Origin of the sequence: Stenotrophomonas mexicanensis (assembly GCF_032911605.1) — a bacterium.
In the GTDB taxonomy this organism is placed as follows: Bacteria; Pseudomonadota; Gammaproteobacteria; order Xanthomonadales; family Xanthomonadaceae; genus Stenotrophomonas; species Stenotrophomonas maltophilia_A.
The window spans coordinates 14,001-30,618 of record NZ_JAWJTG010000053.1; the positions used below are offsets into that span (position 1 = coordinate 14,001).

The window sequence follows — 16,618 nt, forward strand, 5'->3', positions numbered from 1 at the left end:
AAGTCAGGAAGGAATTATGCGGGAAAGCCGCCAGCGACGCCCGCCACGCTGGGTTTCGCGGGGGCTTCCAACGGGGCGCCGGGTTCGGGCTAGAATCGGGAACTCACTCTCCCTTAACGTGGATGTCGTCAATGCGCCGTTATGCCCATTGCCTGATCCTGCTGCTGATGCCCTTCGCGGCGTCTGCGACGGCAGCGCTGGACGACAGCCGTGGGGCCTGCGTGTCCTCCAATGGCGATGCCGCCTCGCAGCGCGCGCCCACCGCCAGCGCATCGGCCGCCAGCACCAAGGCGGCACCGGTACGCCCGGCGGCCAGCACCACCACCGGTGGCGGTGGCAGCGACGACGACATGCTGCCGCGCATCCGCGCGCCGAAGTGGCACAGCTACCTGCCGGGAATGTTCCGCTGATCAAGTCGTTGCTGCAGTGGCTGCGGCCTGCGCCGCGGCCGATCGACGATGCACTTTGGGAAGACGCCTGCCGCCGCGCGGCGTGGCTGCACGGACTGGACGACGAACGCCGCGCGCGCCTGCGTGTGCTGACCACGCGCTTCCTGCATGAGAAGACCATTACCCCGATTGGCGAGCTGCAGCTGCAGGCCGGCGATGGCGTGCTGCTGGCCGCGCTGTGCTGCCTGCCGCTGCTGCAATTCGGCGAGGTAGGACTGGAAGGCTGGTCGCAGCTGATCGTCTACCCGGATGCATTCCGCGTGCACCGCAGCCACATGGATGCGGCCGGGGTGCTGCATGAGTGGGATGACGAACTGATTGGCGAATCGTGGGACAGCGGTCCGTTGATCCTGTCCTGGGCCGACGTGCAGGCCGACCTGGCGGCGCCGCACGAGGGCTACTGCGTGGCGGTGCACGAGATGGTGCACAAGCTGGATGCACTGGATGGTGCGATGGACGGCACGCCGCCGCTGCCGCGCGCATGGCAGCGCGAGTGGGCGGCCACGTTCCAGCAGGCTTACGATGCCTTCTGCGTGCGGGTGGATGCCGGCGAAGAGACGTTGATCGATCCGTATGCGGCCGAAGCGCCGGAAGAGTTCTTCGCGGTGACCAGCGAGTACCACTTCTCCGCGCCGGATCTGCTGCAGCAGGCGTTGCCGGACGTCGCTGCGCAGCTGCGGCGGCTCTATGGCAAGCCGCCGACGATCGAAACACGGTAGTGCCGGCCGCTGGCCGGCACCTTGGCAATGCCACCGAAGTTCATGAGGTTGCCGGCCAGCGGCCGGCACTACCGGAACACCACGCGTTGTTGCGCCAGGCGATGCCAGGCGGACGGGAGCGCACGGATTACGGCCCCGGCGGCAGGCGCACTTCGAAGCGGGCGCCGCCCAGCTCCTCAGAGCGGCCCACAGCCAGTTCACCGCGATAATCCTTGATCAGGTCCTGCACGATCGACAGGCCGATGCCGTGGCCCTGCACGCGCTCGTCGCCACGCACGCCACGCTGCAGCACCTTGCCGATGTCGTCCGGGGCGATGCCGGGGCCATCGTCGTCCACCGCAAGCAGCAGGCCCGCGCGGCGCGCGTTCGGTGCCGGCAGCGGCTGTGCGGTCAGCAGCACGCGGCGGTTGGCCCACTTGAAGGCATTCTCCAGCAGGTTGCCCAGCAGTTCCTGCAGGTCACCCGGTTCGCCGTGGAAGCGCGCAGCCGGGTCGATATCGAATTCGCACAGCACGCCCTTCGAGGCATAGACCTTTTCCAGGCCACGCACGATTTCCTCGGCGTTGGATTCGATCGGCAGCGGCGCGGAGAACAGCTTGTGGCCGGACGACGCAGCACGTGCCAGCTGGTAGGAGACCAGGTTGTTCATGCGCTGCAGCTGCACGTCCAGCTCCTCGCGCAGCGCGCCATCGCCCGCGCCGCTGTCCATCTGCGTGCGCAGCACTGCGATCGGTGTCTTCAGGCTGTGCGCCAGGTCGGCCAGGGTATTGCGCTGACGCTCGAGGTTCTCGCGCTCGCTTTCAATGAAGGCGTTGATGCTGTCGGTCAGCGGTTCCAGCTCGCGCGGGTGGCGCTCGCTCATGCGCGCGGTCTCGCCACGCTGCACCTTGGTCAGCTCGGTGATCACGCGGCGCAGCGGGCGCAGGCTCCACTGCAGGATGACAGTCTGCAGCAGCAGCAGGATCAGGCCGATGCCGCCGAGGTAGAACCACACCCGGCCACGGAACACCCGCAGCTGCGCACCCAGCGCACGCGAGTCTTCCATCACGTAGATGGTGTACGGGAATTCAGTGGCGGGATCGGCGTCGGCATCCCAGACCAGACCCAGGCCATAGCGGTACACCGAGCCCTGGCTGCCGTCGATCTGGATCATCGGCAGCGGGCCTTCGAACACTTCCTGGCGCGGCGCCAGCAGGCCGCCGCCGACGGTGGGCAGCATCGGGCCTTCGGCAGACATCGAGTTGCCCTTGCCGTGCGGCATCACCACCTGCAGGTACAGGCCACTGCCCGGCACGTCGAAGCGCGAATCCGGCGGCTGCTCGCGGATGTACAGCGAGCGGTCGCGGGTGAAGTCGATGCCGGCCGCATAGGCGGTGGCGTAGTTCTTCAGGCGCTCACGCAGGTTCGCCTTCGCCGTATCGGCGAAGGCGGCGTCGAGCGCGTAACCGGCCAGGGCCAGGAACGCGACCAGGCCCACGGACGCGGCGAGCATCTGGCGCGCCTGCAGTGAGCGCGGCCGCCAGCGTCGGAAGAACCACAGACGGCCGGACATCATGGTATCGCCAGGGTGAGCCGGCTCAGCCCTCGTTGCGCGGGATCGCGAAACGGTAGCCGCGTCCGCGCACGGTCTCGATCGGCTTCAGCTCGCCATCCGGGTCCAGCTTCTTGCGCAGGCGGCCGATGAAGACCTCCAGCACGTTCGAGTCGCGGTCGAAGTCCTGCTGGTAGATGTGCTCGGTGAGGTCGGCCTTGGAGACCAGTTCACCGGCATGCATCATCAGGTACTCCAGCACCTTGTACTCGTAGCTGGTGAGGTCGACATTGCTGCCGGCCACGCTGACGGTCTGGGCAGCCAGGTCCAGGGCAACCGGACCGCATTCCAGCGTCGGCTTGCTCCAGCCAGCGGCGCGGCGCAGCAGCGCATTGACGCGGGCCAGCAGTTCTTCGACGTGGAACGGCTTGACCAGGTAATCGTCGGCGCCCTGCTTCAGGCCCTCGACCTTGTCCTGCCAGCTAGAACGCGCGGTCAGGATCAGCACCGGGAACTTCTTGCCTTCGTCACGCAGGGCCTTGATCAGCTCCATGCCCGACATCTTGGGCAGGCCGAGGTCGATGATGCCGACATCGAACGGAACTTCGCGCCCCATGTAGAGGCCTTCCTCGCCGTCCTGCGCAGCATCGACGGCAAAGCCTTCGCGCTTGAGCCGGGCTGCCAGGGTCTCACGCAGCGGGGCTTCGTCTTCGACCAGAAGGATACGCATGAACTCTCCCTAGTGTCCTGGGTGTGGCCCGGAGGCCTGTGGGGTACGGGTTGATAGCGACGACTATCCCTGTTCAGGGGTTATCGCCGCGTAGTGATGACATATCCGACCGCGGCGTGCGCGGCTGTGAACGCGACGGCGCGGGGTCGTCCATGTAGCGGACCCGGCCCCGATCGTCCATGTACTTCACCCGGTTGATATCACGACCATCGAACGGCACGCGCTCGGCGCCGAGGATGTGGCCGCCGGTGGTGCGCTGCACGCGGCGCACGGCATCGGACAGCGAACGCTCGTCGCCACGGCCACCGCGCTCGCCCCGCTCCATCATCTCCGCCCGCCCCTGGTCGCCGCGCGGCGGCTGTTGCGCCAGCGCCGAAGACAGCGGCACAGCCGACAGGACCACGCAGGTGGCCAGGGCAATGCGGCGATGGAAGGGAGCGGAAGACATCGATGCGATCCTAGCCGAGCACGGCGATTCGTTCAAAAGTCGTAAATCCGGCGCCGGGTTCGAAACCCAGCGTTTTACAAATCTTTTGCAAATTCTTGGTTTACAGCGGTGAATCCGGTCTGAACTTTTCCGGCCCTGCGCCCGAGTCGTTCAGCTAAGTGAACATTCGGGACGAATCGCCGTCTCTTGTCAAGTCAGGAATGTGACTGCTGTCACGCTGCGGCGCGATCAGCTTCGCGGTCGGTGACCGCCAAGGCCTGTTCGATCAGGCTCCAGCCGGCGCCGGGGCGGTGTGCGCCCTCGCTCAGCACCTGGCGGAATGCGCGCCCGCCGGGTTGGCCGTGGAACAGGCCGAGCAGGTGGCGGGTGATGTGCTTCAGCGCCAGGCCTTCGCCCAGCCGCGCCTCGATGTAGGGGCGCATCGCGCGCAGCAGGTCGCCACGGGCCTGCAGCGGGGCGCCGGTATGCAGCGCCTCCAGTTGATGCAGCAGGTAGGGGTCGTGATAGGCCGCCCGGCCCAGCATCACGCCATCGACGTGCGCGGCCTGTGCCTGCACCGCCTCGAGGCTGGCCAGTCCACCGTTGATCACCACCGGCAGTGCCGGGCGCTCCTGCTTCAGGCGGTAGGCCCAGTCGTATTTGAGCGGGGGAACCTCGCGGTTCTCCTTCGGCGACAGGCCCTTCAGCCACGCGTTGCGCGCATGCACCACCACCATCGCCGCACCGGCGGCGACCTGGCGGTCGACGAAGCTGGCAAACACGTCGTAGTCGTTGTCCTCGTCCACGCCCAGGCGGCACTTCACCGTCACCGGGATATCAACCGCGTCGACCATGGCCGCGACGCATTCGGCCACCAGCGCCGGCTCACGCATCAGGCACGCGCCAAAACGCCCGGCCTGCACGCGGTCGGACGGGCAGCCGCAGTTGAGGTTGACCTCGTCATAGCCCCACTCGGCGGCAATGCGCGCGGCCTGCGCCAGCAAGGCCGGATCGCTGCCGCCCAGCTGCAGCGCCAGCGGCTGTTCGCTGCGGTCGAAGCCGAGCAGGCGCTCGCGATCGCCGTGGATGACCGCGTTGGCATGCACCATTTCCGTGTACAGGCGTGCGCCCGGCGCCAGCACGCGATGGAACACGCGGCAATGGCGGTCCGTCCAGTCCATCATCGGGGCAACGGACAGGCGCAGGGAATCGGCGTAACGGGCGGTGGCGGACGTCATCGGGGCATTGATCGTGGAGACTGGCATTGCCAGTGAGATCAATAGTTTACACCGGGCGGCTGAATGCGCCCGGTCAGCCGCGCGGCGAGCGCCGGTTGGGCCCGGCTTCGGCTGGCGGCCGGGGCGGGCTGGGCGGTGGCGGCGGACGCTTCCTGCCCTCGGGGAGCTTGGGGTTCGCGTTCTCCATGGATACGACCAACTGGTCCAGTGGTGGGTTGGAACCCTTCCTCAACTTAGCCATCGTCTGTCTCCTGGAGAATCTCGACCCACTGCACATCCACTGCGTGAATCAGTATGCCATCGAGCTGCGGAAGCTCGACCACGGCGGGGCTGGCCACGTGATCCGCTACTGGATCGGCACCTTCATCGGGTGGATCCGCATCCACCAGCCAGGCCGGCATCTGCATGTAGAACTGTCCCGCAGCGGGGCTGATCGGCCACTCCTTGGGGTAGCCGGTCAATCGACGGCCATCCTTCAATTGCAGCACCACGAAGGCAGGACGCGTACCCAGCACGCAGTACCACTCGCTCGGGTGGGATGTCCTCGTGGTGAAGCCTGCACGACGGAGAACCCTGTGGAGGGAATCCTTGTTCGCAGCGAGGGCCAATCCTGCCCCCAGCAGTGCGGCGAGGACAAAACCCCATAGCAGGCTGCTGGTCTGGGTCCAGGTCCCCAGCACAAAGCAGCGACCCGCCAGCAGGAGTAACAGTTCGGTGAACTTCACCAGCACCTGGACGGCGAAGGTGAACACCAGCGCTTCCACGGTCCTTTCGAACTGCGGCGGCTTGGGATGGGATGTCAGCCCATAGAACACCCATGCAGACAGGAAGCCCGGCAGCAGAAAGGTCAGCAGCGTGGTGGCGTTGTTGAAGAGCGAATCCATTCCGGCAGAAGTACTCCATCGTGAGGATCACAACGGAGCACGATCGCGGCGATTCTTCCACCTTGGGTGGGGTTCACAGGCTGAAGATGCAGCAACCGCAACAGCGGCCATGGCGTTGCAGTTGCTCCACGAGAGCCGATAGCGTCAATGCGCGCTGCCAGCAGCGCCTTTGCCACCCACCTGCTCAATGAGGGTCTGGCTGGCCGCATTGAGCCCTACCACCGTCACCTCCGCACCATGCGTGGCCAGCTTTTCCTGCGCCCGCTCCAGCGCGGCCACGGCAGTCAGGTCCCACAGGTGCGCATCGCGCAGATCAATCTGCACCTTCGGCGCCACGTGCTGGTAATCGAACGCTGCACCCAGCTGCCCTGCCGAGGCGAAGAACACCTGCCCGCGCACGCGATAGACCTGCGTGTCATCGGCATCGTCGCGCTGCACATCCAGCATGCGGCCAACCTTGCGCGCGAAGAACAGGGCCGACAGCAGCACACCGCTGAGCACGCCCTTGGCCAGATCGTGGGTAGCCACGGTGACCACCACGGTCAACAGCATCACCGCAGAGGAACTACGCGGATGCGTGCGCAGGTCGCGCAGCGAGCGCCAGCTGAAGGTGCCGATGCTGACCATGATCATCACCGCCACCAGCGCCGCCATTGGGATCTGCCGTACCAGTTCGCTGCCGTACACCACCAGCACCAGCAGGAACACGCCAGCCACCAGGCAGGACAGGCGGCCGCGGCCACCGGAGGTCACGTTGATCACCGACTGGCCGATCATCGCGCAACCGGCCATGCCACCGAGGAAGCCGGTGACCGTGTTCGCCACGCCCTGGCCGACACATTCGCGGTTGCGCTCGCTGGGCGTCTCGGTGATGTCCTCGACGATCTGCAGGGTCATCATCGATTCGAGCAGGCCGACCACGGCCAGCGTGGCCGACACCGGCAGCAGGATGCGCAGGGTCTCCCAGGTGAGCGGTACGTCAGGCAGCAGGAAATGCGGCAGGCTGTCAGGCAACTGGCCCATGTCGCCGACGCTGCGTACGTCTACACCAAAGCCGATCACCACGGCAGTCAGCACCACAATGGCCACCAGCGGTGATGGCACGGCGCGGGTGAGGCGTGGCAGCAGGTAGATGATCGCCAGCGCGGCGGCGCACAACACGTAGACCGCAGGGCCGCGGCCGATCAGCTCGGGCATCTGTGCCAGGAAGATCAGGATCGCCAGCGCGTTGACGAAGCCGGTGATGACCGAGCGCGAGACGAAACGCATCAACGCGCCGAGCTTGAACACGCCGGCCAGCACCTGCAGCAACCCCGCCAAGATGCTGGCAGCGAACAGGTACTGCAGGCCGTGGTCCTTGACCAGGTTGACCATCACCAGCGCCATTGCACCAGTGGCGGCGGAGATCATGCCGGGGCGGCCGCCAGCGATGGCAGTGATGACGGCAATCGAGAACGCGGCATACAGGCCGACCTTTGGGTCGACGCCGGCGATGAGCGAGAACGCGATGGCCTCGGGAATCAGGGCCAGGGCGACGACGATGCCGGACAGCAGGTCGCCACGGATGTTGCCGAGCCATTGCTGGCGCAGGGGGTAGGACGTTTGCATGGGAAAGCTCCGCGCGCAGGCGGGCGTGGCCGCATGGCGCTGCAGTGGAAAGACACGGGTTCCTGAGCCGGGCGGGCCGGCTGCCGATGTGCGGCAAGGGTCAGGGTGGCGTGATCACTGCAGGCGGGCGTCGGTACGTGGGAGGGACGCAGTCTACGGGAAGCGGCCCCACGGGGGTAGCGCGGTTGGCCGGCGAAGGCAGCGAAAGGCAGCGGAGCCTGGCTCCGCTCTACAATTGAACCATGGCCGCCAAACGCCCGCAGTTCTTCGACCCCGCCACCGAACAGGGCGTGCTGCGCCTGTCGATCGCCGCCTCGCTGCTGCTGGCCGCGGCGGCGGTGGTGTTCGGCCTGCTGGCCAATTCTTCGCTGATCATCTTCGACGGCATCTACGGCCTGATCGACGTGGTGATGACCTGGCTGTCGCTGCTGGTGGCGCGCCTGATCGCGCTGTCCACACAGACCGATGCGCTGCAATCGCGGCTCAACCAGCGCTTCACCATGGGCTTCTGGCACCTGGAGCCGATCGTGCTGGGGGTGAGCGGCACGCTGATGATCGGCGCGGCGCTATATGCGCTGGTCAATGCGGTGGACGCGTTGATGTCCGGGGGCCGCCACATCGCCCTCGGCCCGGCCATTGCCTTCGCCGGGCTATCGATCGTGGGCGAAGGCGCACTGGCCTGGTTCATCCTGCGCGCCAACCGTCGCATCGGCTCGGAGTTCATCGCATTGGACGCGAAGAACTGGGTGATCGCGGCCAGCATGTCGGCCTGCTACCTGCTGGCTTTCCTCGGCGGCGTGCTGGTGCAGGGCACCTCGTGGGCCTGGGTCGGGCCGTACATCGACCCGGCCATCCTCGCCTTCGTCTGCGTGCTGGTGATGATCGCCCCGCTCGGCACGGTGCGGCGCGCGCTGGCCGGCATCCTGCTGGTCACCCCGCCGGAACTGCAAGCCCATGTGGATGCAGTGGCACGCGGGATTGTAGCCAAGCACGGCTTCGTCGAGCACCGCAGCTACGTGGCCCAGGTGGGGCGTGGCGAGCAGATCGAGCTGTTCTTCGTGGTACCGGAAAACGACCCGCCGCGGCCCCTGGTGGAATGGGACCAGCTGCGCGATGAGATCGGCGATGCACTGGGCGAAGCCTCGCCGGACCGCTGGCTGACCATCATGTTCACCACCGACCGCGAATGGACGATCTAGGCTGGCAGGACGATCAATCAAATTTTTCGTACGCATTGCAACCCAACGTACGCGGAAACCGGGCAAAGTAGGCTCCATCGCAACACCCACCCACCGACCAGGAGCATCCCGATGTCCATCGAAAAGGTTCTGTACACCGCCCAGGCCACCTCCACCGGCGGCCGTGAAGGCCGTTCCGTCTCCTCCGACAACGTGCTGGATGTCCAGCTGTCGACCCCGCGCGAGCTGGGCGGCGCCGGCGGCCCGGGCACCAACCCGGAACAGCTGTTCGCGGCCGGCTACTCGGCTTGCTTCCTGGGCGCGCTGAAGTTCGTGGCCGGCCAGGCCAAGGTCGCGCTGCCGGCCGACACCACGGTGACCGGCAAGGTCGGCATCGGCCAGATCCCGACCGGTTTCGGCATCGAAGCCGAGCTGACCATCAGCGCTCCTGGCGTGCCGCGCGAGCAGCTGGAAGAACTGGTGCAGAAGGCGCACATCGTGTGCCCGTACTCCAACGCCACCCGCGGCAACATCGACGTGACGCTGATCGTTGCCTGATGCGGTGATGCCGGCCAGCGGCCGGCACTACCACTGCAGAAAAAAATGGGCGGATGCCGGTCGAAACCGAACATCCGCCCATCCCACCTTCGTTGTCCCGCACGGGGGCATGAGGTTGCCGGCCAGCGGCCGGCACTACCAGGTCACTTCTCGCTCGTAATGAGCTGCACGACGCTGGAGAAATCCAGCTTGCCGCGGCCAGCCTGGTGGTTCATCGAGTACAGGTTGCGGGCCACTTCGCCCAGCGGGATCGAGGCGCCGACACTCATCGCCGCTTCCACCGCCAGGCCCATGTCCTTCAGCATCAGGTCACTGCCGAAGCCACCGCTGTAGCCGCGCGAGGCCGGGGCGTTTTCCAGCACGCCCGGCCACGGGTTGCACACTTCGGTGGCCCAGCTGCGGCCGGTGCTGACCGCCATCATCTGCGACAGCACCTTCGGGTCCAGCCCGTGTGCCACGCCCAGCGCGATGGCTTCACCGGTCACCGCCATGATCACGCCCAGCGCCATGTTGTTGCACAGCTTGGCCACCTGGCCGGCACCGCTGGCGCCGACATGGAAGATGTTCTTGCCCATCGCCTGCAGCACCGGGCGGGCGCGCTCCAGCGCATCCTCCTCGCCACCGACGATGAAGGTCAGGGTGCCGGCCTGGGCACCGGCGGTACCGCCGGATACCGGCGCGTCGATCATCTGCAGGCCACGTGCGGCAGCGGCTTCAGAGACCTTGCGGGCGCTGGCCGGGGCGATCGTGCTGCAGTCGATGACCAGTGCGCCGGCCGGAATCGCGGCAAGAATGCCGTCATCGCCCAGGTACACGCCTTCGACGTGGCGGCTGGCCGGCAGCATCGAGATCACCACCTCGGCATCGGCCAGGGTTTCGCGCGCCGATGCGGCCGCGCTGGCGCCGGCATCGACGGCGGCCTGCACCGCGGCCGGGACCAGATCGAACACGCGCACGGTATGACCGTTCTTGACCAGATTGGCGGCCATCGGGCCACCCATGTTGCCCAACCCGATGAATGCAATGCGGCTCATGCAAGGCTCCTTTCAACAAGGGGAGTGCCCAGGTCGGCCAGTGGATGCGCGGCATCGGCCCAGGGGGAAGCGAAGAAGGTGTCGGCCCACGCGCCGGTGGCCTCGGCCAGGGTGGCCGGGTTCCACTGCGGATTGCGGTCCTTGTCGATCAGCAGCGCGCGGATGCCTTCGGCGAAATCACCGTGGGCGGCGCAATGCAGGGCGACGATGTACTCCAGGCGGTAGATCGCGGCCAGGTCCTGGCCGGCACTGCGGCGCTGCAGTTCGTACGACAACCGTGCCGAGCCTGGTGCACCGGCGGCGAGGGTCTTCTGTGCCGCCTGCAGCCAGGCATCGTCGGTCTGCAGAGTGGAGATGCGGCCGATGATCGCGGAGAGGTCATCGCCTTCGCACAACGCATCAACCTGCGCCGCATTGGCCAGCAGCGGGCCGGTGGCGGCGTCACTGGCATGCGACTGCAGCAGATGGCTGAGCCGTTCGTGGTTGTGTGCGGCGTTGCTGGACCACGCGACCTGCAGCAGCGCATCGAACACCGCGCTGCGGCGTTCTTCGGCCACGTGCACGTCGGCCAGGCCGGCGTAGATGGCGTCGCCCGGATTGAGCAGCGCACCGGTCAGCGCCAGGAACAGGCCGCCCTTGCCCGGTACGCGCGGCAGCAGCCAGCTACCACCCACATCCGGGAACAGACCGACGGTGATTTCCGGGAAGGCCAGCTTGGAGCGCTCGCTGACCACGCGGTGGCTGGCACCGGACATCAGGCCGATGCCACCACCCATCACGATGCCATGGCCCCAGCACAGGATCGGCTTGGCGTAGGTGTGGATGAGGTAATCGACGCGGTATTCGACGTCGAAGAACTCGGCCGCGTAGTCGTTCTCGCGGATGTCGCTGCGGCCGGCCTCGCGGAAGGCGACCATGCTCTTGTACAGGCTGTGCAGGTCACCGCCGGCGCAGAACGCCTTTTCGCCAGCGCCCTGCAGCACCACCATGGCGATGCCGTCGTCGTCGGCCCAGGCATTCAACTGCTTCAGCAGCAGGTGCGCCATCGGCAGCGAGAAACCGTTGAGCGTGCGCGGCGCATTGAGCGTGGCGATGCCGATGCGCGTGCCGTTGCTGGCGGCGCGCTCTTCGAACAGCACCGGTGCGTCATCGGCAACGGTATCGGTGCTCATGCGTTCTTCCACTGCGCAGCGCGCTTTTCCAGGAAGGCGGTCACGCCCTCGACCTGGTCGGCGGTGTCGAACAGATCGACGAAGGCTTCGCGTTCGGCCACCAGCGCCGAAGCGTGGGTGCCGGTGCGGGTGGCCTGCACCAGGGTCTTGCAGGCGGCGATGCTGGTCGGGCTCTGCTTGCCGGCCTTCTTCGCCCATTCCAGCGCCAGCGCCTTGGCTTCGCCCTTGCCGACCTTTTCTTCGGCCAGGCCAATGCGCAGTGCGGTGTCGGCGTTGATGCGCTCGCCCAGCAGGATCATGCGCTTGGCCCAGCCCTCGCCGACCAGGCGCGGCAGGTTCTGGGTGCCACCGGCGCACGGCAGCAGGCCGACGGTGGCCTCCGGCAGCGCGACCTGGGCGTGGTCTTCGATGATGCGCAGGTCACAGGCCAGCGCGCATTCCAGGCCACCGCCCATGGCGTAGCCGTTGATCGCGGCGATCGACACGCCACGGAAACCGGACAGCGCTTCGAAGGCTTCACCGAAGCGGCGCGCGGCTTCACGTGCAGCGGCCTTGTCGCCGGAGGCGAACTGGTTGAGATCGGCACCGGCGGAGAAGAACTTCTCGCCGTCACCGGTGATCACCAGCGCGTAGATCTCGCGGTCTGCGTTGAGCGCGCCGACCAGATCACGCAGCGCCGACAGGCTGTGCACAGTCCAGGTATGCGCAGGCGGGTTGTTCAGGGTGACCACGGCGGTGTGGCCATCCACCTCCACCTTCAGCCCCACGTGCTCCTGGGTACGCCAATCCTTCATCGCAGTTCCTCTTCGGTGTTGAGCAGGTGACGGGCAACGATCACCCGCATGATCTCGTTGGTGCCTTCCAGGATCTGGTGCACGCGGCAGTCACGCAGCAGGCGCTCGATCGGGTATTCGCGGATGTAGCCGTAGCCACCGTGGATCTGCAGTGCTTCGTTGCAGACGTTGAAACCGGCATCGGTGGCGAAGCGCTTGGCCATCGCGCACCACACGTTGGCGTCGCTGGCACCGGCATCGAGCTTGCGCGCAGCGGTGTGCACCATCTGCCGGGCGGCCACCAGCTGGGTGACCATGTCGGCCAGCTTGAACTGCAGGGCCTGGAACTCGGCCAGTGCCTTGCCGAACTGGCGGCGCTCGCCCATGTAGCGGCGTGCAGCGTCCAGCGCACCCTGCGCGGCGCCCAGCGAGCAGGCGGCGATGTTGATGCGGCCGCCGTCGAGCCCCTTCATCGCCAACTTGAAGCCGCCGCCTTCCTCTCCCAGAAGGTGGCTGACCGGTACGCGGACGTTTTCGAAGGTGATGCCACGGGTGGGCTGGCTGTTCCAGCCCATCTTCTCTTCCTTGCGGCCGAAGCTGATGCCCGGCAGGTCCGCCGGCACCGCAATGGCGCTGACACCGCCGGCACCGGCACCACCGGTACGCGCCATCACCACCAGCAGTTCGGTGGCACCGGCGCCGGAAATGAAAGCCTTCGAGCCGTTCAGCACATAGAAGTCGCCATCGCGCACGGCGGTGGTCTTCAGCGAGGCCGCATCGGAACCGGCGCCCGGTTCGGTCAGGCAGTACGAAGCCAGCTTGGTGCCCGAAGACAGATCGGTGCCCCACACATCGCGCAGCGCCGGCTGGCCCCACTTGGACACCATCCACGAGGCCATGTTGTGGATGCTGATGTACGCCGCGGTCGACGGATCGACATTGGCGAGCTCCTCGATGACGACGGCGGCGTCCAGTCGGCTCAGACCGCTGCCGCCCACTTCCGGGTCCATGTACAGACCGCAGAAGCCCAGTTCACCGGCCTTGGCGATCGCCTCGCGCGGAAAGATGCCCTCCGCATCCCATCGCGCGGCGTGCGGCGCCAGTTCGGCCTGTGCGAAGTCACGCGCAGCTTCGCGGTACGCCTGCTGCGCTTCTTCCAGTTCCGTCGTCATCGAGTGGCTCATGGCTGCTCCTGCCGTTACTTCAGGCTGATCGTGGTGTTGACGCCATGGCTGAGCGTCTCGTCATCGAACCAGCGCGCGGTGACCGTCTTGGTCTGGGTGTAGAACAGCACCACCTGCTTGCCGTACGGGCCCAGATCGCCCAGCTTGGACGCGCGCGAACCGGTGAACGAGAACAGCGGCACCGGCACCGGAATCGGCACGTTGATGCCGACCTGGCCAACGTCGATGTCTTCCTGGAACTTGCGCGCGGCGGCGCCGGACTGGGTGAACAGTGCGGTGCCGTTGCCGTTCGGGTTGCTGTTGACCATCGCGATGGCCTCTTCCAGCGTTTCCGCTTCGAGGATGACCAGCACCGGCCCGAAAATTTCTTCCTGGTAGATGCGCATGTCGGTGGTGACACCGGCAAAGATGGTCGGGCCGACGAAGTTGCCCTTCTCGAAACCATCGACCTGCGGCTTGCGGCCATCCAGCACCAGCTTGGCGCCCTGCTCCACGCCCGAGGCGATCAGGCCTTCCACGCGCTCGCGGGCGCTGCAGGAAATGACCGGACCGACGTCGGTGCCGGCGACGGTGCCGCCGCTGACCTTCAGGGTCTTGGCCTTGGTGACCAGGTCCTGCACCCAGTTGCGTGCTTCACCCACCAGCACCAGGGTGGACGCGGCCATGCAGCGCTGGCCAGCGGCACCGAAGGCGGCACCGACCATCGCGTTGAGGGTCTGCTCCTTGTTGGCGTCCGGCAGCACCACGGCGTGGTTCTTGGCGCCCATCATGCACTGCACGCGCTTGCCGGCCAGCGAGGCACGGTTGTAGACGTGGGTGCCCACGCGGGTGGAACCGACGAATGACACGGCCTTGATGTCCGGGTGGTCGCAGATCGCGTTGACCACTTCCTCGCCGCCGTGGACGACGTTCAGCACGCCCTTCGGGATGCCTGCTTCCAGGGCAAGCTCGACCAGGCGCATGGTGACCATCGGGTCCTGCTCGGACGGCTTGAGGATGAAGGTGTTGCCGGTGGCAATGGCCATCGGGAACATCCACAACGGGATCATCGCCGGGAAGTTGAACGGGGTGATGCCGGCGCACACGCCCAGCGGCTGCATGATCGAGTAGGTGTCGACGCCGGTGGCCACGTTGTTGGCCAGCTCGCCCAGCTGCAGGTTGCCGATGGCGGCAGCGTGCTCGACCACTTCCAGGCCGCGGAACACATCGCCTTCGGCGTCGGGCAGGGTCTTGCCCTGTTCGGCGGTGAGGATGTGCGCCAGCTCGCTCATGTTCTCGCGGATCAGCTGCTGGTACTTCAGGAAGATGCGCGCGCGGGTGCCGATCGGGGTCTTGCGCCAGGTCTTGAAGGCTTCCTTGGCGGCGGCAACGGCGGCGTCCACTTCGCCGGTGGTGGCGAACGGCACCTTGGCCAGCACGTCCTGGGTGGCCGGATTGATCACGTCCTGCCAGTGGGAAGTAGCCGATTCAACGAACTGGCCATCGATCAGCATGCGGATACGGGGCGCTGCAACAGTCATGACGACAATCCCACGGGGTGCGAAAGATGCTTGGCATTATTCACAGCACCCACCTCGATTTCCGGGCTGAATCCGCTTAATCTGGCCAACACGCCAGACGATTCATGTTAATTCTGTGAATTATTCAGCCCCCCAGCGACAACTTGGCCTGCGCCTGCTGCGGCTGCGCGAGCAGCGCGGCTACAGCCAGGCGGATCTGGCACGGGCGCTGGGGCTGTCGGCCAGCTACCTGAACCAGATCGAGCGCAACAAGCGCCCACTGACCCCGGCTGTGCAGAAGAAGCTGGGCGAGGTATTGGGCGACGTTTCCGCACTGTTCGACGAGGATGAGCCCGCCGCGCTGCAGGAAGCGCTGGGCGAGACCCTGCGCGATCTGGGCCTGGCCGAGGTCAGCGCCACCGAACTGCGCGCGCTGGCCGGCAACCTGCCGCAGGTCAGCCGCGCGCTGCTGGACCTGCACCGCCGCCACCTGGCGCTGCGCGAGCATGCCGCGGCGCTGGAATTCCAGCTGGGCGAGCCCGGTGCCGGCAGCACCCTGCCCGCTGGCGACCAGGTACGCGAATTCTTCAACCGCATGCACAACCACATTCCCGAGCTGGACGAGCTGGCCGAGCAGCTGTTCGCCGAGTGGGGGCTGTCGCCCGGGCACGTGGCACCGCGACTGCGCCAGCTGCTGGCCGACCGCCATGGCGTGCTGGTGGAAGTGGCCGCACTGCAGGCCGGGCGCGAGAAGCGGCAATACGATGCCGGTGCGCGGCGGCTGTGGCTGCCCGATTACCTGGAGCCCGGCCAGCAGGCGTTCCAGATGGCGGCCGAGCTGGCACTGCACGGCTACCTGCCGCAGATCGATGCGGTGGTGGCGCGTGCCGGCTTCACCGATGACGCGCGCATCGCGCAGGCACGGATCGGTCTTTCCAACTATTTCGCCGGCGCGCTGGTGATGCCGTACATGCGCTTCCTGCGTGCGGCCGAAGCCAGCAGCTACGACATCGAACTGCTGGCGCATCAGTTCGGCGTCGGCTTCGAAGCGGTCTGCCACCGGCTGAGCACGCTGGCGCGGCGCAGTGCGCCCGGGCTGCCGTTCTTCTTCATCCGCGTGGATCGCGCCGGCAATGTGTCCAAGCGTCATTCGGCCACCGATTTCCATTTCTCGCAGGTGGGCGGCTCGTGCCCGCTGTGGATCGTCTACGAGGCGTTCAACCAGCCCGGGCGGATCCTGACGCAGACCGCGCGCATGCCCGATGGGCGGCGCCACTTCTGGCTGGCGCGGCAGGTCAGCAGCGGGCCGGTGGGGCATGGCCAACCGCGCAAGACCTTCGCGGTGGCGCTGGGGTGCGATCTGCAACATGCCGAGCGGCTGGTGTATTCGCTGGGGCTGGATGTGCAGAGCCCGGGCAATTCGGTGTCGATCGGACCGGGTTGCCGGGTGTGTCCGCGTGAGGACTGCATGCAGCGCGCGTTCGCGCAGTTGCCGGGGCGGTAGGGTTGGTTCGGCAGGGCTGCGCCCTGCACCTGCTTCAATCCAAGGCAACAGCAAAAGCAACAGCGGGCTTTCCGTGGGATGGCGGGGTGGGTCCGGTTGCGGGGGACGCTGCAAGTACGTCCATGTAAGC

At 66.8% G+C, this 16,618-nt stretch carries 16 protein-coding genes; 5 read left to right on the top strand and 11 right to left on the bottom strand.

Features of this window, described 5'->3' with window-relative positions; translation table 11 throughout:
* Positions 1–131 precede the first annotated feature (131 nt).
* Together R1L06_RS18230 and R1L06_RS18235 are read left to right on the top strand one after the other, a co-directional pair.
* Positions 132–410 (top strand): hypothetical protein, encoded by a 279-nt coding sequence (locus R1L06_RS18230; protein WP_032128189.1) that lies wholly within the window; start codon positions 132–134, stop codon positions 408–410.
* Entirely contained in the window at positions 377–1,168 is a 792-nt protein-coding gene (locus tag R1L06_RS18235; RefSeq protein ID WP_317218399.1) for a M90 family metallopeptidase, read from the top strand. Before R1L06_RS18230 ends, R1L06_RS18235 begins: the two co-directional genes overlap by 34 nt.
* Before the next feature lie 127 nt (positions 1,169–1,295).
* Here the strand turns inward: R1L06_RS18235 and R1L06_RS18240 are convergent, their stop codons facing one another.
* From R1L06_RS18240 to R1L06_RS18265, 6 genes are all read right to left on the bottom strand, one after another.
* A complete protein-coding gene (locus tag R1L06_RS18240; protein WP_032128221.1) occupies positions 1,296–2,720 on the bottom strand; it encodes an ATP-binding protein in 1,425 nt (474 codons plus the stop codon).
* 25 nt (positions 2,721–2,745) lie between these two features.
* Positions 2,746–3,429: a response regulator transcription factor gene (locus tag R1L06_RS18245; protein WP_004136763.1), complete on the bottom strand. Its 684-nt coding sequence runs from the start codon at positions 3,427–3,429 to the stop codon at positions 2,746–2,748.
* 73 nt (positions 3,430–3,502) lie between these two features.
* Positions 3,503–3,877 (bottom strand): hypothetical protein, encoded by a 375-nt coding sequence (locus R1L06_RS18250; RefSeq protein WP_032128191.1) that lies wholly within the window; start codon positions 3,875–3,877, stop codon positions 3,503–3,505.
* Positions 3,878–4,089: 212 nt separating this feature from the next.
* Positions 4,090–5,121: a tRNA dihydrouridine(20/20a) synthase DusA gene (dusA, locus tag R1L06_RS18255; RefSeq protein ID WP_317218400.1), complete on the bottom strand. Its 1,032-nt coding sequence runs from the start codon at positions 5,119–5,121 to the stop codon at positions 4,090–4,092.
* 206 nt (positions 5,122–5,327) lie between these two features.
* A complete protein-coding gene (locus tag R1L06_RS18260) occupies positions 5,328–5,978 on the bottom strand; it encodes a DUF6338 family protein (RefSeq protein WP_317218401.1) in 651 nt (216 codons plus the stop codon).
* Positions 5,979–6,122: 144 nt separating this feature from the next.
* Positions 6,123–7,586, bottom strand: coding sequence for a SulP family inorganic anion transporter (locus tag R1L06_RS18265; protein ID WP_317218402.1), 1,464 nt, complete (start codon positions 7,584–7,586; stop codon positions 6,123–6,125).
* A gap of 242 nt (positions 7,587–7,828) precedes the next feature.
* Here R1L06_RS18265 and R1L06_RS18270 point away from each other — a divergent pair, with 242 nt between their 5' ends.
* Both R1L06_RS18270 and R1L06_RS18275 read left to right on the top strand, forming a co-directional pair.
* Positions 7,829–8,785 (top strand): cation diffusion facilitator family transporter, encoded by a 957-nt coding sequence (locus R1L06_RS18270; RefSeq protein ID WP_317218403.1) that lies wholly within the window; start codon positions 7,829–7,831, stop codon positions 8,783–8,785.
* Positions 8,786–8,896: 111 nt separating this feature from the next.
* Positions 8,897–9,322, top strand: a complete 426-nt coding sequence (locus R1L06_RS18275; RefSeq protein WP_317218404.1) for an organic hydroperoxide resistance protein — start codon at positions 8,897–8,899, stop codon at positions 9,320–9,322.
* Between the two features lie 143 nt (positions 9,323–9,465).
* Here the strand turns inward: R1L06_RS18275 and mmsB are convergent, their stop codons facing one another.
* From mmsB to R1L06_RS18300, 5 genes are read right to left on the bottom strand one after another with little or no spacing between them, the layout of a single operon-like run.
* Positions 9,466–10,356 (bottom strand): 3-hydroxyisobutyrate dehydrogenase, encoded by an 891-nt coding sequence (gene mmsB / locus R1L06_RS18280; RefSeq protein ID WP_004136647.1) that lies wholly within the window; start codon positions 10,354–10,356, stop codon positions 9,466–9,468.
* A complete protein-coding gene (locus tag R1L06_RS18285) occupies positions 10,353–11,528 on the bottom strand; it encodes an enoyl-CoA hydratase/isomerase family protein (RefSeq protein WP_317218405.1) in 1,176 nt (391 codons plus the stop codon). The genes mmsB and R1L06_RS18285 overlap by 4 nt, the downstream gene beginning before the upstream one ends.
* Positions 11,525–12,322: an enoyl-CoA hydratase gene (locus tag R1L06_RS18290; RefSeq protein WP_049399842.1), complete on the bottom strand. Its 798-nt coding sequence runs from the start codon at positions 12,320–12,322 to the stop codon at positions 11,525–11,527. The genes R1L06_RS18285 and R1L06_RS18290 overlap by 4 nt, the downstream gene beginning before the upstream one ends.
* Positions 12,319–13,485, bottom strand: coding sequence for an acyl-CoA dehydrogenase family protein (locus tag R1L06_RS18295; RefSeq protein WP_317218406.1), 1,167 nt, complete (start codon positions 13,483–13,485; stop codon positions 12,319–12,321). Before R1L06_RS18295 ends, R1L06_RS18290 begins: the two co-directional genes overlap by 4 nt.
* A 14-nt stretch (positions 13,486–13,499) precedes the next feature.
* Complete coding sequence (locus R1L06_RS18300) at positions 13,500–15,005, bottom strand: CoA-acylating methylmalonate-semialdehyde dehydrogenase (RefSeq protein WP_004136619.1); 1,506 nt, start codon at positions 15,003–15,005, stop codon at positions 13,500–13,502.
* 115 nt (positions 15,006–15,120) lie between these two features.
* Here R1L06_RS18300 and R1L06_RS18305 point away from each other — a divergent pair, with 115 nt between their 5' ends.
* Positions 15,121–16,488 carry a helix-turn-helix domain-containing protein gene (locus tag R1L06_RS18305; RefSeq protein WP_182267060.1) on the top strand — a complete coding sequence of 456 codons (1,368 nt, stop codon included), beginning with the start codon at positions 15,121–15,123 and terminating at the stop codon, positions 16,486–16,488.
* The last annotated feature ends 130 nt before the right edge of the window (positions 16,489–16,618 follow it).

Coding starts and splice junctions, on each gene's coding strand:
- R1L06_RS18230 (WP_032128189.1), top strand. CDS start 132: ATGCGCCGTTATGCCCATTGCCTGATCCTGCTGCTGATGCCCTTCGCG.
- R1L06_RS18240 (WP_032128221.1), bottom strand. CDS start 2,720: ATGTCCGGCCGTCTGTGGTTCTTCCGACGCTGGCGGCCGCGCTCACTG.
- R1L06_RS18245 (WP_004136763.1), bottom strand. CDS start 3,429: ATGCGTATCCTTCTGGTCGAAGACGAAGCCCCGCTGCGTGAGACCCTG.
- R1L06_RS18250 (WP_032128191.1), bottom strand. CDS start 3,877: ATGTCTTCCGCTCCCTTCCATCGCCGCATTGCCCTGGCCACCTGCGTG.
- dusA (WP_317218400.1), bottom strand. CDS start 5,121: ATGCCAGTCTCCACGATCAATGCCCCGATGACGTCCGCCACCGCCCGT.
- R1L06_RS18260 (WP_317218401.1), bottom strand. CDS start 5,978: ATGGATTCGCTCTTCAACAACGCCACCACGCTGCTGACCTTTCTGCTG.
- R1L06_RS18265 (WP_317218402.1), bottom strand. CDS start 7,586: ATGCAAACGTCCTACCCCCTGCGCCAGCAATGGCTCGGCAACATCCGT.
- R1L06_RS18270 (WP_317218403.1), top strand. CDS start 7,829: ATGGCCGCCAAACGCCCGCAGTTCTTCGACCCCGCCACCGAACAGGGC.
- R1L06_RS18275 (WP_317218404.1), top strand. CDS start 8,897: ATGTCCATCGAAAAGGTTCTGTACACCGCCCAGGCCACCTCCACCGGC.
- mmsB (WP_004136647.1), bottom strand. CDS start 10,356: ATGAGCCGCATTGCATTCATCGGGTTGGGCAACATGGGTGGCCCGATG.
- R1L06_RS18285 (WP_317218405.1), bottom strand. CDS start 11,528: ATGAGCACCGATACCGTTGCCGATGACGCACCGGTGCTGTTCGAAGAG.
- R1L06_RS18290 (WP_049399842.1), bottom strand. CDS start 12,322: ATGAAGGATTGGCGTACCCAGGAGCACGTGGGGCTGAAGGTGGAGGTG.
- R1L06_RS18295 (WP_317218406.1), bottom strand. CDS start 13,485: ATGAGCCACTCGATGACGACGGAACTGGAAGAAGCGCAGCAGGCGTAC.
- R1L06_RS18300 (WP_004136619.1), bottom strand. CDS start 15,005: ATGACTGTTGCAGCGCCCCGTATCCGCATGCTGATCGATGGCCAGTTC.